At 38.9% G+C, this 14477-nt stretch carries 11 protein-coding genes; 5 read left to right on the top strand and 6 right to left on the bottom strand.

Going from position 1 to position 14477, the window contains the following annotated elements:
- Positions 1–9: 9 nt before the first annotated feature.
- Genes FXN70_RS06235 through galE form a run of 3 tightly spaced genes read left to right on the top strand, consistent with a single transcriptional unit; the run spans position 10 to position 3939 of the window.
- Positions 10–1269 carry a UDP binding domain-containing protein gene (locus FXN70_RS06235; RefSeq protein ID WP_324646603.1) on the top strand — a complete coding sequence of 420 codons (1260 nt, stop codon included), beginning with the start codon at positions 10–12 and terminating at the stop codon, positions 1267–1269.
- On the top strand, positions 1269–2930 hold the full coding sequence (gene pgi, locus FXN70_RS06230; protein WP_324646602.1) for a glucose-6-phosphate isomerase: 1662 nt from the start codon (positions 1269–1271) through the stop codon (positions 2928–2930). Before FXN70_RS06235 ends, pgi begins: the two co-directional genes overlap by 1 nt.
- Positions 2923–3939: a UDP-glucose 4-epimerase GalE gene (galE, locus tag FXN70_RS06225; protein ID WP_324646601.1), complete on the top strand. Its 1017-nt coding sequence runs from the start codon at positions 2923–2925 to the stop codon at positions 3937–3939. The genes pgi and galE overlap by 8 nt, the downstream gene beginning before the upstream one ends.
- 62 nt (positions 3940–4001) lie before the next feature.
- Here galE and FXN70_RS06220 read toward each other — a convergent pair whose 3' ends face one another.
- A complete protein-coding gene (locus tag FXN70_RS06220; protein ID WP_324646682.1) occupies positions 4002–5372 on the bottom strand; it encodes a phosphomannomutase CpsG in 1371 nt (456 codons plus the stop codon).
- A 497-nt stretch (positions 5373–5869) separates the two neighbouring features.
- Here FXN70_RS06220 and gltP point away from each other — a divergent pair, with 497 nt between their 5' ends.
- A complete protein-coding gene (gene gltP / locus FXN70_RS06215) occupies positions 5870–7156 on the top strand; it encodes a glutamate/aspartate:proton symporter GltP (RefSeq protein ID WP_324646600.1) in 1287 nt (428 codons plus the stop codon).
- 71 nt (positions 7157–7227) lie between these two features.
- Here the strand turns inward: gltP and FXN70_RS06210 are convergent, their stop codons facing one another.
- From FXN70_RS06210 to mqo, 5 genes are all read right to left on the bottom strand, one after another.
- Positions 7228–8547 (bottom strand): basic amino acid/polyamine antiporter, encoded by a 1320-nt coding sequence (locus tag FXN70_RS06210; protein WP_324646599.1) that lies wholly within the window; start codon positions 8545–8547, stop codon positions 7228–7230.
- A gap of 6 nt (positions 8548–8553) precedes the next feature.
- Positions 8554–9429 carry a homocysteine S-methyltransferase family protein gene (locus FXN70_RS06205; RefSeq protein ID WP_324646598.1) on the bottom strand — a complete coding sequence of 292 codons (876 nt, stop codon included), beginning with the start codon at positions 9427–9429 and terminating at the stop codon, positions 8554–8556.
- 117 nt (positions 9430–9546) lie between these two features.
- Positions 9547–9912: a hypothetical protein gene (locus FXN70_RS06200; RefSeq protein WP_324646597.1), complete on the bottom strand. Its 366-nt coding sequence runs from the start codon at positions 9910–9912 to the stop codon at positions 9547–9549.
- A gap of 101 nt (positions 9913–10013) precedes the next feature.
- Positions 10014–11282 carry an MFS transporter gene (locus FXN70_RS06195; protein ID WP_324646596.1) on the bottom strand — a complete coding sequence of 423 codons (1269 nt, stop codon included), beginning with the start codon at positions 11280–11282 and terminating at the stop codon, positions 10014–10016.
- Positions 11283–11361: 79 nt separating this feature from the next.
- A complete protein-coding gene (gene mqo / locus FXN70_RS06190) occupies positions 11362–12987 on the bottom strand; it encodes a malate dehydrogenase (quinone) (RefSeq protein WP_324646595.1) in 1626 nt (541 codons plus the stop codon).
- Between the two features lie 952 nt (positions 12988–13939).
- Here mqo and FXN70_RS06185 point away from each other — a divergent pair.
- Complete coding sequence (locus FXN70_RS06185) at positions 13940–14473, top strand: EAL domain-containing protein (protein WP_324646681.1); 534 nt, start codon at positions 13940–13942, stop codon at positions 14471–14473.
- Positions 14474–14477: the final 4 nt, after the last annotated feature.

Raw genomic sequence — 14477 nt, 5'->3', positions numbered from 1 at the left:
GGAGACGCCATGAAAATCGCAGTTTATGGAGCCACATTAAATGCGGGTGTTATGGCGGGATTGTTTGCAGAATATGGGCATAGCGTGTTCTGGTGTCCATATGCAAAAGATGCTGAAGCTAGCGACATTCAATATCAAGATAAAACGATTAATCAATTAATCTCTCTACAAGCTCAAAGTAAACGATTAATCATTTGCGCCTTGAATGAAGTCCCACTCACCATAGATGCCTACTTTTTTGCCTTTAATTCGAATGAACAGCAACAACTTGATTTTATTTTAGATAATTTACAACAGCAACCGATTATTCACCCTAAACTCATGATTAATGGTTCAAGCTTTGGGCTAAATGGTACAACTCAATTACAGCAAAAATTATCGCAGGATCATTGGTGTTATTTGCCCGATATGGTGCAAGAGGGTAATGCCATTCAAAGTGTTCTAAATGTGAATTATGTCGTGATTGGTGTTGATCATTCTGATGCAAATGCTCAAATCAAAGAGGTTCTACGTCCATTTTATCGTGCCAATCATGATTATGTATTTATGCCGATTTTAGATGCTGAATTTACTAAACTCAGTATTTCAGGCATGTTGGCAACACGTATTAGCTATATGAATGATTTAGCACAGGCAGCCGAAAAATTAGGGATTGATATTGCCAATGTTCGTTTAGGCGTTGGAGCAGATACCCGTATTGGTGGTAGTTATTTAGCCACAGGTGTTGGGTTTGGAGGAGAAAACTTCTCGCATGATGTCATGACTTTGTCGCAAACTCTGGCCGATACAGGTGTTAAAAGCCAATTGCTTGAGCAAGTTTTAGAGATTAATGAACAGCAAAAAGAAGTTTTATTTAGAAAGCTGTGGAATTATTATCAATGTGATTTAAAAGGAAAAATTATTGCAATTTGGGGCGCATCTTTTAAAGAAAATACCCCGCGCACTCACTTTTCTCCAATTCACGCCATGCTTAAAGCATTATGGGCACAAGGGGCGATTGTACAATTACACGACCCTCAAGCTTTACCTTTAATTGCCAAGCAATATGGTCAGCGTGATGATTTAATTTTATGCGAAGACCAATATGAAGCAGTGCAAGGTGCATCAGCGCTGTGTTTATTAACTGCATGGAAACAATATTTAAGTTTAGATTATAAACAATTACAGCAAGCGATGCAGCATCCTTTAATTTTAGATGGACGTAATGTCTATGATCCTACTTATGTAAAAGCACAGGGTTTTGCGTATGAAGGGGTAGGGCGTAAATAATGGAACCAATTTATTTTAGTAGCAAAGCTAAACCAAACCAGCGTTTGAATCATTGGGCTGAAGATTTAAAGCAACAGCCGCTAACGCAGTTATTTTCCCAAAATACCAATCGTTTTGAACAGTTTTCATTACGTTTTCAGCAGTTATTTTTTGATTATAGCAAGCAAAGAATCAAGTCTGAAGTTTTGCAACAGTTAGTTGAATTGGCTGAACAACAACAGTTAGAACAGTGGATTCAGCGTTTATTTTCAACGGAAGAAATAAATTATACTGAGCAGCGTGCTGCTATGCATTGGGCATTACGATTACCTCTAAAAAATCAGCAACACTCCGAACTTGCGGTACAAGTACAACAGCAGTTGCAACGCATGTATGCTTTGGTTGAGAAAATCCATGCGGGTCAGTGCCGTGGCGCAACGGGTGAAGTGATTCAAGATGTAGTGAATATTGGCGTTGGGGGGTCAGATTTAGGACCACTCATGGTGACTCAAGCATTGTCGGACTTTAAAGTACCTACAGCAAAACCGCTACAGGTACATTTTGTGTCTACGATGGATGGTAGCCAGTTATCTGATTTATTGCACAAGCTTCGTCCTGAAACGACATTGTTTGTTATTTCATCAAAATCATTTGGTACTATTGATACTTTATCGAATGCACAAACAGCGCGCTTGTGGCTTGAGAAAGCTTTAGGTGTGCAAGACAAAATTTTAAAAAATCATTTTGTTGGTGTTTCGACTAAAGCTGAAAAAATGTCGGAATGGGGAATTGCTGAAGATAAGCAATTACTGCTGTGGGATTGGGTCGGTGGGCGTTATTCGCTATGGTCATGCATTGGTTTTCCGATTGCATTAAGTATTGGCGTGGATGGCTTTAAACAATTCCTTTCAGGTGCTTATGCGGTTGACCAACATTTTCAACAGGCACCATTTTCACAAAATATCCCCGTTCTGATGGGATTACTGGGTGTTTGGAATACGAACTTTTTAGATGTTCAAACCCATGCTGTGCTGCCTTATGATGGTCGCTTAAAATATTTTGCCTCGTATTTACAACAACTTGAAATGGAGTCGAATGGTAAATCGATTCAACGTAGTGGGCAAAGTGTTGAAATGAAAACTTGCCCAATTCTTTGGGGGGAAGTTGGCCCAAATGCCCAACATGCGTTTTATCAATTATTACACCAAGGCACACATGCTGTAAGCTGTGACTTTATTGCGCCTGTAAAACGTTATAACGCGGCACAATTTACCTATGTGCAAAATGCCCAAGCATTAATTGAACAGCATCACTTAGCACTGTCAAACTGTTTGGCACAGTCACGTTTATTGGCCTTTGGTAATCAGGCTTTGGCCGCAGATGAGCTTGAAAATTTGCCGAATTATAAGCAGTACGAAGGCAATCAAAGTAGTTCAATGTTATTAATTGATGAGCTTAATCCGTATAGTTTAGGGATGTTGATTGCTTGTTATGAACATAAAGTTTTTGTGCAATCGGTGATTTGGAATATTAACCCGTTTGATCAATGGGGCGTTGAAAAAGGCAAAGAAATTGCAAATCAACTGTTACCCATTTTAAATGGTGAGCAAGCGGATTGGTCGGGACTTGATTCATCGACCCAAGGCTTATTAAAAATTTTATTAGGAAAAGACCATGGCTAAAATTTTGGTTACGGGTGGTGCGGGTTTTATTGGTTCACATACCTGTGTGGCATTATTGGAAGCCAACCATGATGTGGTTGTGGTAGATAATTTAAGCAATAGTAGTGCCGAATCATTGGCGCGCGTGCAACAACTCACCGCAAAATCTCTCACCTTTATTGAGGCAGATATTCGTGATGAAGCCAGTTTAAATCAGATTTTTACTACACATAAAATCGATGCTGTTGTTCATTTTGCAGGTTTAAAAGCAGTGGGGGAGAGTCAACAATTTCCGCTACATTATTTTGAGCACAATTTAGCGGGCAGCATTCAATTGTTTAAAGCCATGCAACGTGCTGAAGTGTTTAATTTAGTTTTTAGTTCATCTGCTACGGTTTATGGTGATGATCATCCATCGCCATTACACGAAAATTTACCCACAGGTATGCCGACCAATAATTATGGCTATACCAAGTTAATTATCGAGCAGATGCTTGAAAAATTAGCAGCGGCTGAACCACGGTGGTCGATTGCATTATTACGTTATTTTAATCCTGTTGGGGCGCACCCAAGTGGCCGTATTGGCGAAGACCCACAAGGCATTCCCAATAATTTAATGCCTTATGTGACCCAAGTTGCTGTGGGGCAGCGTGAAAAATTATCTATTTTTGGGCAAGATTATGCCACAGTAGATGGCACTGGTGTGCGAGACTATATTCATGTAGTGGATTTAGCCGATGCGCATTTATGCGCTTTAAATAATCGTTTGCAAAATACTGGTTGCCGAGCATGGAATATTGGAACTGGGCAGGGCTATTCGGTATTAGAAATTAAAAATAGCTTTGAGCAGGTCAATGGTGTGGCAATTCCTTTTGAATTTGCACCACGCCGTGCGGGCGATGTTGCAACCTGTTTTGCTGATAATCAGCGTGCCGTAGCTGAACTGGGGTGGACGCCTAAGTTTGGTTTGGCTGATATGCTCCGCGATAGTTGGCATTGGCAAAAACAAAATCCACAAGGCTATCACTAAATTATTCTTGGACAAACAAAAAACTCGGCGTGTACCGAGTTTTTTGTTTTAAACTTAGCAGGTTATGCCTGAATTAACTGTGTTAACTCATCGACATAGCTTTGCATAGGACGTGGATTGTGATCACGGCGGCTTTCAATATTTAAACGTAATAATGGCTCAGTATTTGAAGAGCGTACATTTACACGCCAAGCACCAAAATCTAAACTAACGCCATCAGTACGGTCAATTGTAGGATTTTGATTGGCATAATGATGGAAAATGCGCTGAATAGTGGCTTGGCTGTCTGCAACTTTAAAATTAATTTCGCCGCTACAAGGGAAATTTTCAATCATTTCTTCAACTAAACTAGAAAGTGATTGTTTGGTTTCAGATAATAAAGCAGTAGTAAGCAACCATGGAATCATTCCGCTGTCACAATATGCAAAGTCGCGGAAGTAATGATGTGCACTCATCTCGCCGCCATAAATGGCATTTTCTTCACGCATGACTTGTTTAATAAAAGCATGGCCAGATTTAGATTGTACCGTTGTGCCATTATTGGTTTTGACTACTTGTTCAGTGTTCCAGACTAAACGTGGGTCATGCACAATTTTTTCATTTGGATGTTGTAGCAAAAAGGCTTGTGCCAGTAAACCTACAATATAATAGCCTTCAATGAATTGACCTTTTTCATCGAATAAGAAACAACGGTCAAAGTCACCATCCCATGCAATGCCCATATCTGCACCATGTTCAAATACTGCTTGGCGAGTGCTGTCACGGTTTTCAACCAATAATGGATTCGGAATACCATTTGGGAAAGTACCATCAGCTTCATGGTGAATTTTAACAAATTGCACAGGAATATTGAGTGTCTCAAAACGTTGTTCTAAGGCGTCAATAACATGACCTGCGGCACCATTTCCTGCATTAACCACCAACTTAAGTGGACGGATTTTTTCAGGTTGGATATAGCCCAAAAGATGTTCTACAAATTCAGGCAAAATGTTATAGCTTTGAGTGGTTCCTTTAACTGAAACATTAACAAATTGGTTAGTTTCGGCTAAGGCTTGAATTTCTTTTAAACCAGTATCAGCACTAATTGGTCGGGCGTTCTCACGCACTAATTTCATGCCGTTATAGTCCATTGGGTTATGACTTGCAGTGATTTCAATCCCACCCTGAACATCTAAATGGAATGCAGCAAAATAGACTTCTTCAGTACCTGTCATGCCAAGGTCAAGCACATTTACGCCTGCATCATTTAGCCCTTGAATGGTGGCTTGTTTTAGGCTTTCGCTACTTAGGCGAATATCGCAACCGACCACAACTGTTTGGGGTTGGTAGATTTGTCCGTAGGCACGACCAATTTTATAAGCGATTTCTTCATTTAGTTCTGTTTCTAGTTTGCCACGAATATCGTAGGCTTTAAAGCAAGTCAGCATTGTCATCATGATCATTTAAAAGGCTATAGAGTATCCTATTATAGCGAGGGTCAATGTGAATTATAGGGATTCGACGTGAAAATCTAATCGATTTTAATTTGTGCAAGCAAAGCATATTTATGGTACTTACAATAACGATTTGTTTTTTAAAAGCAGGCTATATATTGTCGCTTAAGGGTGTGATGCAATAGGAAATATCCATTTAGATTGTCATATCAGTATGAACTGTGCAGTTTTTTATATAAAAAATTAGTGTGAAGTAATATAAAGTTAAAAGTAAGTTTTTGAAATAAAATAACAAATATAGAAATTAAAAAAACAACTTATAGGAAAATAGAATTTCTTGTTGACGAAAGAATAGCCTGTGGGTAAATTAGTCCCGTTTTTAATGGAGCGGCCTCGAAATTGGATTTCGACCTATATGCTTTATTTTCTCTTTTTCTCTCCTGTTGTTGTCCACTGATCATGTCAGTCAGTAACGAGATCATATAAGGTTTTAGCCTATGAAAAAAGTAAAGATTACGCTTGCTTGGCAAATTCTCATTGCCTTGATTTTGGGTATTGTTGTAGGTACAGTTTTACACAATGAACCAGACTATCAAGCTTACGTTGTTGGAAATATTTTAAAACCTGCAGGTCAAATTTTTATTAATTTGATTAAGATGATTGTCGTTCCGATTGTCATTTCAACCTTAATTTTAGGGATTGCAGGGGTTGGGGACTCGAAAAAGCTAGGTGCTTTAGGGTTTAAAACCATTGTTTATTTTGAAATTATTACCACTGTTGCGATTGTGATTGGTATTTTAGCGGCCAATGTTTTTCATCCGGGTGCAGGCATTGATATGTCATTGTTGCACAAAGTGGATATTTCTCAATATGAGCATACAACCGAAGAAGTGAAGGCTAGTTCGCATGGATTTATGCAGACCATTTTATCACTCATTCCATCGAACATTTTCAGTGCGATGGCAAGTGGTTCAATGTTGCCAATTATTTTCTTCTCGGTAATTTTTGGTACAGGCTTAGCTGCACTTCCTGCAGAAACAAAACAGCCATTGCTCGACATTTTAAAAGCTGTGTCTGAAACCATGTTTAAAGTGACGCATATGATTATGCTTTATGCCCCTGTGGGTGTATTTGCACTGATTGCTGCGACAGTCACAACCTTTGGTTTTAGCTCATTATTACCTTTAGCAAAATTAGTGTTATTGGTTTATGGTGCGATTTTATTCTTTGCAATTGTTGTTTTAGGTGGTGTTGCTAAGATTTGTGGTTTCAATATTTTTACCTTATTTAAAATATTGAAAGATGAATTAATTTTAGCGTATTCAACCGCAAGTTCAGAAACCGTTTTACCACGTATTATGGAAAAAATGGAAGCTTATGGTGCGCCAAAAGCAATTTCGAGTTTTGTGGTACCTACTGGTTATTCATTTAACTTAGATGGTTCAACATTATATCAAAGTATTGCTGCTATTTTTATAGCACAGCTTTACGGCATCGAATTATCGTTAAGCCAAGAAATATTATTGGTATTAACCTTAATGGTGACTTCTAAAGGTATTGCAGGTGTACCAGGTGTATCATTCGTGGTATTGCTTGCAACTTTAGGTTCTGTGGGTATTCCATTAGAAGGCTTAGCATTTATTGCAGGGGTTGACCGTATTTTAGATATGGCACGTACGGCATTAAATGTGGTGGGGAATGCCTTGGCAGTATTGGTCATTAGCAAATGGCAAAAACAATTTGATACTGAAAAAGCAGCAGCGTACGAAGCCTCTTTTAAATAAGATGGCAAGTATAAAAAAACGGCTCTGATGAGCCGTTTTTTTATACGTATTTAGCGACTAAAAATGGTGGATTAAGCCATATTTCTTTTATGGCGCGCATAGCTATAAAAGAAAATAATTAAGCCTGCTGCATACAGAACTGCGGATAACCCCAGTAAAGATAATCCTGCTGCATATAATAACCAAAGTGCATAAATCGTTGCGACTAAGGCAATCGTGATATGCTTAACTTGGCGCTTTTTAGTGGCTTCCTTTAAATAAAATGCGGATACCAAAAAGTAAGGCAACAGAATCATCACCGATGAAATTAGCAATAATTGGGTATAGTTTTTATTAAAAAAACATACCGCAATTAATGAAATTTGTACCACAACTGATGTTAACCAAAGTGATGAAATCGGCACATTATTGGCATTGGTCTTTAAAAATACCGCAGGGAATGCCCCATTTTTTGCAGCTAAAAACGGAATTTCGGTGGCAAATAATGTCCAACTTAAATACGAAGATGACACTGAAATAATCAAACCAACCGTAATAATAATGGTGCCTGGTAAACCAATCAGTTGGGTTAAAATGGTTGCCATAGATGGATTATGCATGGCAGCAATATCAGCACGGCTGCTGACGCCATAAGATAAAACGGTGACCATCACATAAAAAGCCAAGGCAACCAAAACTCCTAACACCGTTGCTTTACCAATGTCGTGGCGGCGTTCGGCACGTGAGGATAACACCACTGCACCTTCAATCCCTGTGAAAACCCAAAGCGTGATGAGCATTAAGTCTTTGACTTGTTGCCACACTGGAACTTTTAGTGAAAAGTCGAGTAGGTTTTTATTGAATAAGTCGAGCTTAAAAGCGATGAAGCTGAAGATGATAAAGACCACCATCGGCACAATTTTAGCGACTGTCGCAATTAAATTGACGATCGCTGCTTCTTTAATGCCACGGCTGACCAACCAATGCACGAGCCATACAAAAATAGAAGAGCCAATCAGTGCATACAGCGTATTGCCTTCACCAAAAATAATATGGTCGGGGCGATCGGTAAACATGCCTAGACTTGAAAAAGCAATAACGACATAGCCTACAATACCAATAGTGGTACACAGCCAATAGCCCCATGCCGAGCAAAAGCCAATCAGTTCGCCAAAGCCTGCACGGGCATAGTTATAAATCCCGCCATCAAGTTCAGGATATTCACGCGACAAATACAGCAAGGAAAATGCTAAAAATAAGATTCCCACGCCAGTAATTAGCCATGCAATCAGCAGTGCAGAGCCATTTGCGACCGCAGCCATATTTTGGGGTAAGCTAAATACCCCTGAACCGACCATCGAACTAAAGACGAGGGCGGTTAAAGACAGTAAACCAATTTTTGTAGAGGACATGGCAGGTTATTCTTTAAAAAAGGCTGAAAGTTGAGCAATATGGGCAGGGGTAATACCACAGCAGCCGCCAATTAAACTTGCACCTGCATCTTGCCATTGTTTGGCAAAGCTTAAATACGATTCAGGTGTTAAATCTGGGCGTACATCGTCTAAGCCATCGTTTGCAGTGGCATTTTCATCTTGTGGTGGGAATGCATTGGCATAAGCACCAATAGTGAGTTCTGGTGCAAGTCGTTTAATTTCTTGTACTGCTTGTAAAATGACTTCAGGTTGGCAGCAGTTAAATAAAACTGCTTCTGCACCAATGCGGCGTAGTACTGCAACGGCTTGTTCAAGGTTTTCGCCTGAACGTAAGGTGGCACGTTCTTGTTGTAGGACATCGTTTAAAGTGAACGACACCCAATAAGCCTTGCCATCTTTAGGCAATAAGCCATGTACCATTTCAACTTCAATCAAGCTAGATTGAGTTTCTGCAAGCCAAAAATCAATTTGGCCTGTTAGTGTTTCAATAATTGGCAAGGCCAACTCTTTGACATGATCTTCTTGGAATAAATCGGCACGGTACGAGCCAAATAAAGGCGGTAAACAGCCTGCAATTTTCACCGCTTTGCCACTTTCTTGAACTGCAAGTTTGGCTTGATCGACCGCAACTTGGACGAGTTCACGTGCTTGCTCAGCAAAGCGCTGCTCGCCAATATGAAAGGGCACAACGGCATAGTTATTGGTGGTAATGACTTCTGCACCTGCGTGAATAAAGTCGAGATGTACATCCTTTACAATTTCAGGCGCTTCCCATAGCGCCAATGCCGACCATTCAGGTTGACGAAACGGCGCACCACGACGCGCAAGTTCACGACCTACACCACCATCTAGAATTTTCATTGCTTTACATCCAATTGTACAATTTTGGCTAGGAGTATAAAGAAAAGTCATTCTTAGGTTAATGTTGTTTTTCAACTATCTAATGAATAAATTGTAAAATAGCATTCATTAAAAATTTTAAAGCGCACCTAATTTCTGCCACGTGTCGCCTGTTTCAAATTGGGCATATTGTTGTTTTAGCGCCATTAAGTTGCGCTGTTCGGCATTACTAAATGCGATGAGCCCAAGTAATAACAAGCCAAGCATTGTGAAATAACTCGGCTGATGATGTTTGTATTTAGCGATAAAAATGAATAATACAATTGGGTTTAATAATACGATCCATAATAAATGTGGCTGTGCACGTAAAGCATATAAACTTGCTAGCGTAATGAGTCCCCAACAACCATAATAAAAGATAGAATAAATCCGGATTTGAGTGAGGCTATATAGACACCATAAGCCAGAGATGAGTGCAAAGAAAAGTCCTGTACCCCCAATCATAACAAGATGCGTAGCCGAGAAAAAGACAAGGCAGAATCCTAAATGAATGAATATGTTGCTCAAGCGGAAGAATCGAGAAGACATAACACTGCTACCAAAAATTAAGGCGATGAATCTGTATCAGATTGAAGTTTAAATTGCAGTAAGTTGCGGGTACGCATAAAAGTGATTGCAATGCTTAATAAGGATAAGCTGCCACCAATTAGCATAGCAGGCAATACCGTAAAATAGCGCGCCATGATACTCGATTGTAATGCACCTAGCTCATTACTTGAGGTTACAAAAATCCCATTAATTGCAGAAATCCGTCCAAGCATGTGTTTAGGTGGAATCCATTGCAGTAACGTTTGCCGAATCACAATACTGATACTGTCAAATGCACCCATGAGCATTAATAAGGCCATTGCGCTATAGAGATGCCGAATTTGGGTGAATATTAAGGTACAACAGGCAAAGCCAAACATGGCAATCATTAGGGTTCGCCAAACGTGTTTTTGCGGCGGAAACCATACTAAGCCGCTCATCATAAAGAATGCACCAATGGCGGGTGCAGCACGCAGCATGCCAAAACCATCAGCTTGTAGATGTAAAATATCTTGGGCAAAAATTGGTAATAGCGCAATAATACCGCCAAAAAATACCGAGGCTAAATCTAGAAAAATTGACCAAAATAAAATCGGGCTTTGGTAAATAAAGGTGATGGCTTCTTTTAAATTGATTAGTACAGCGTGCTGTTGCAGGGTAGGGAACTGGCGTGGTTCTAAGTGCCATAAAGCCAAACTTCCTAAAATAAACAAACTCACTGTACAGGCGAATGTGCTGTGAATGCCTGCATGGGCAATCAGTAAACCTGCAAAAAGTGGGGCAAGTACAGCATTAATTTGCCAGCACAAAGCAGTCCATGTTGCAGCTTGGGCATACTGATTTTGAGGGATTAAAAATGGACGTAAGGAATTAAAACAGGGACTATAAATACCGCGAATACAGCCAAATAAGAATAAAATGCTGTAAGTAACCCATAAGAATAGTGAGGTTGAAATATATTGTTGTGAATGTAAGTGAAAACTGAGCCACAGTAGCATTGCCAATGGAATAGAACAGCTAAAACACCATTGTAAAATACGCTGACGATTAAAGCGATCGGCTACATAGCCCCCCCATAATGACAATATTACAAAAGGAATAAATTCGATTAAACCAACTAAACCTAGGCTGAGCGGATTTTGAGTCAGTTGATAAAGTGAATAAGCAATTAAGATTTCCTGAATTAAAATGGCTTGGGTTAAGCAACATTGATTCAGTGTCAATAATGAAAAATCTCGACATCTGAATACAGCAAGAGACGCTAAAAATGAGTTTGCAGATGACATAGATAATAAAAAAGAAAAAATAGGAAGAGAATAAAAAGGATGAACCGAAGTTCATCCTTTTTTAAATCAAAGCTTTAGATTATTTGACTGTTGCCACAGCTGCTGGTGCAGTTGGGTGAACAGGTGTGTAATGTAAGCCAAGCGTTGAACTTGTGTACTGACGTACTTTATCTAACAAGACAGGATCTGTAATTAAATCTTGCTTATAAGATGGGATGATTTCATGCAATTTCGCATTCCATTCACCTTTGGTTTGCTCTGGGAATGCTTTTTCAAGCACGCTCAAAATAATGTATGGCGATGTTGATGCACCAGGAGATGCGCCCATTAACGCTGCAACAGCATGATCTTGTGATACGAAGACTTCAGTACCAAACTGTAGTTTTGCAGGTTTGCCAGGTTCTTTCTTAATGATTTGAACACGTTGACCACCTTGGCTTAAATGCCAATCTTTTGGATTTGCATTTGGATAGTAACGTTTTAATTCATTGAAGCGGTCTTGATCTGACATCATCACTTGACCAATTAAATATTTAACGAGGTCTAAGTTTTCCATGCCCACAACAGTCATTGGCAAGACGTTGTTTTTATTTGTATTTGCAATTAAATCAAGCTGAGAACCATTTTTAAGGAACTTGTTTGAGTACGTTGCAAAAGGACCAAATAATGTATATTTTTTACCATCGATATAACGTGTATCGATATGTGGAACCGACATTGGTGGCGCACCAAAGTCTGCACGGCCATACAATTTTGCAGTATGTTCAGCAGCAACTTTAGGGTTGTCGGTAATTAAGAATTCACCGCCAACAGGGAAGCCAGCATATTGTTTTGCTTCTGGTAAGCCAGTCATTTGCAACATTTTAATTGCTGCACCGCCTGCACCAATAAAGACAAAACGGGTTTTCACATGGCTTGTTTTACCTGTTTTTAAATCTTTAAATGCAACTGACCAAGTTTTATCTGCATTTGGACTAATTGCAGTCACTTCAGTTGATGTTTGCAATTTAAAGTTTTGATCTTTTTCAAGGTGACCAACCAGTTGGGTTGTGATCGAACCATAGTTAACGTCCGAACCAATCTCCATACGTGTCGCAGCAACTTTTTGCTTCGGATCACGTCCTTCCATGACTAAAGGTGCCCATTGCTTAATTTGATTTGGGTCTTCAGTAAATTTCATGCCTTGGAATAATGGGCTTTTGATCATAGCAGCATAACGTTTTTCTAAAAATTTAACGTTATCGTCCATAACAAAGGCATGGTGAGGAACCGGATTAATGAAAGAGCTTGGTTGACCCAAAACACTTTGTTTAACTTGGTATGACCAGAACTGTTTTGCAACTTCAAACTGAGAAGCAACTTTTTCTGCTTTTGAAATGTCCATTTTACCGTCTTTTTCTTCGGTATAATTCATTTCCATAAAGCCTGAATGCCCAGTTCCTGCATTATTAAAGCCATTTGAGCTTTCTTGTGCGACTTTGTCTAGACGTTCATACATACGAATTTGCCAGTTTGGCTGTAATTCGTTTAGGTAAGTACCAAGTGTTGCACTCATGATACCACCGCCAATGAGAACCACATCTACCACAGGTTCACCATTTTCGGTTTGAATTGGCTTAGACGCAATCGGTCTAAACAAGAATAGAATGGCTACAACGATGAGTGCTATCAGCAGCACTAATCCGCCTTTTAGAAATTTATGCATCCAATTGCCTTAAATGAAATGACTGACTTAAATCTAGATCTATAGACCTAACACTAGATCAAGTAAAACAATACGTTTAAGCGTTACAACGTATTGATGAAACGAGAGAGAGTCGTGTTTATTAAGACTTTAGTATAACAATTGTAAGTTGTGATGAATAGATAAAGTCCAGCATGTTCTTTTGCTTTAGCATTAAAATTTGATTATTTTTTGATTAAAATTTTTAATTATCATCACTTTATATTTATAAAAATAAGATGCAAATAAATAGGAAAGGTTATAACTTTTATTTAATCTTGAATTTTATTTCTTATCGTTTAGATCTATAAATAGTGGGGGAAAAATTATTTGCATTTATTTTCAATTGGTTATCATTTACATCTTGATCATTATTTTATGTGCTCTACGCTTGTTTAAATTTTGACATAAATCAACTTTTTTGCACATAATGCTAAAGTGATCATACTTTGTGATTAGGTGGCTTTTGTCGCCTGCAAAAAATTAGATCAAAGATATTTAATGCATTAAATTTAAAGCATTTTATGTGTGAAAAAGATTCAATCTACGTGGCTATATTACGTGAATCGGTTAATAGCCGATGAATAAATTCTGTGTCATCATGGCGTATTCTGCGTTGTGGAAAAAAGGGTCAATATGACAGAGTCTGTTACCTTATCAGCAGTATCATCCTCTATCGTATATCGTATTTACGTTGGAAGAGACTCAATCACGTGCCACAAATGTTGGTGGTTATGCCATTTTACGTGATGATTGTATTTTTCCGCAGTATCAACCTAAATTTTGTTTAAAATTAGGGGAGAATTATCGGGTTTGAAGCCTTATTGCGTTGGAAAGATTGTTCAGGGCAGCTCCAATATCCGGCACAGATTGTAGAAAGCTTTCAACATTATGAATTGGCCACTAAAATTAGCCATGTCATGCAGCATAAGATATTACCAAGTGGCAGCAGGCAGGGCGTAAAGTTGTACCTGTTTCGATTAATATCGCCCCAATTGAGTTTTTAAGAGATGATTGTGCCGAACGATTGTTGGCACGTCTTAGGCAGTATCAGGTTGCACCTGAATGGATACAAGTTGAAATTACCGAGCATATTTTTTTGCACCACGGTCGTGATTTTGTGACGCGTGCTTTAAGCTTATTGCGCGAAAAAGGAATTAAAATTGCATTAGATGATTTTGGCACAGGCTATTCTTCGCTAACGCATTTACGTGATTATGCAGTGGATTATTTAAAAATTGATTGTCAATTTGTCCAAAAAATGGAAGCCGATCCTGCTATATTTGCCATAGTAAAAGTCTTGTGTCAGCTTGCGCCAAGTTTTGCACTTGAAGTGGTGGCAGAAGGGATTGAAACCACCCAACAAAAAGAAATGCTTTTAAATGTTGGCTGTGATTATGGTCAAGGTTTTTTATGTGGTGAAGCCATTTCGGCACAAGAAGTTTTGTCGCTGTTAGAAAATACCTAAACAC

Origin of the sequence: Acinetobacter sp. MD2, from assembly GCF_035615575.1 — a bacterium.
Lineage (GTDB): Bacteria > Pseudomonadota > Gammaproteobacteria > Pseudomonadales > Moraxellaceae > Acinetobacter.
The sequence above is the reverse complement of the archived record's forward strand: the minus strand, read 5'-3'. Positions and strand labels throughout refer to the sequence as shown.

Coding starts and splice junctions, on each gene's coding strand:
- FXN70_RS06235 (WP_324646603.1), top strand. CDS start 10: ATGAAAATCGCAGTTTATGGAGCCACATTAAATGCGGGTGTTATGGCG.
- pgi (WP_324646602.1), top strand. CDS start 1,269: ATGGAACCAATTTATTTTAGTAGCAAAGCTAAACCAAACCAGCGTTTG.
- galE (WP_324646601.1), top strand. CDS start 2,923: ATGGCTAAAATTTTGGTTACGGGTGGTGCGGGTTTTATTGGTTCACAT.
- FXN70_RS06220 (WP_324646682.1), bottom strand. CDS start 5,372: ATGACAATGCTGACTTGCTTTAAAGCCTACGATATTCGTGGCAAACTA.
- gltP (WP_324646600.1), top strand. CDS start 5,870: ATGAAAAAAGTAAAGATTACGCTTGCTTGGCAAATTCTCATTGCCTTG.
- FXN70_RS06210 (WP_324646599.1), bottom strand. CDS start 8,547: ATGTCCTCTACAAAAATTGGTTTACTGTCTTTAACCGCCCTCGTCTTT.
- FXN70_RS06205 (WP_324646598.1), bottom strand. CDS start 9,429: ATGAAAATTCTAGATGGTGGTGTAGGTCGTGAACTTGCGCGTCGTGGT.
- FXN70_RS06200 (WP_324646597.1), bottom strand. CDS start 9,912: ATGATTGGGGGTACAGGACTTTTCTTTGCACTCATCTCTGGCTTATGG.
- FXN70_RS06195 (WP_324646596.1), bottom strand. CDS start 11,282: ATGTCATCTGCAAACTCATTTTTAGCGTCTCTTGCTGTATTCAGATGT.
- mqo (WP_324646595.1), bottom strand. CDS start 12,987: ATGCATAAATTTCTAAAAGGCGGATTAGTGCTGCTGATAGCACTCATC.